Annotated in this window: 1 pseudogene; it reads left to right on the forward strand. The window is 63.0% G+C overall.

The annotated features are described in order from the left end of the window. Window positions 1-392, forward strand: a pseudogene (locus IG178_RS24515) (IS1380 family transposase); the annotation flags it as partial.

Genomic DNA, 392 nt, shown 5'->3' on the forward strand with positions numbered 1-392 from the left:
AAGACCGTCTGACCGTGACCACAACCGGGGCGGACAAAGGCGCGAACCCAGCACCGAAACTGGCCACCCTGGTCGCAGGAATGGCTGCCGGGGCCGACTCGATCGATGACATGAACATCCTGCGCCACGGCGGCATGAAACACCTCTTCGACCGCGTTTACGCCCCTTCGACACTGGGCTCGTTCCTCCGCTCGTTCGCCTTCGGCCACGTCAGACAACTCGACGCCATCTCCTCCCGCTTCCTGACCAACCTCAACGCGCACACACCGCTGCTGCCCACGAACCAGGACAGTGCACAGGCGTCAATGATCTTCGTCGATGTCGACGACACCGTCATCGACGTTCACTCCGCGTCGAAGCAGGGAGCCGGGTTCGGCTACCAAGGCAGTCGC

Origin of the sequence: Neoluteolibacter marinus, assembly GCF_014904755.1 — a bacterium.
Lineage (GTDB): Bacteria > Verrucomicrobiota > Verrucomicrobiia > Verrucomicrobiales > Akkermansiaceae > Haloferula > Haloferula marina.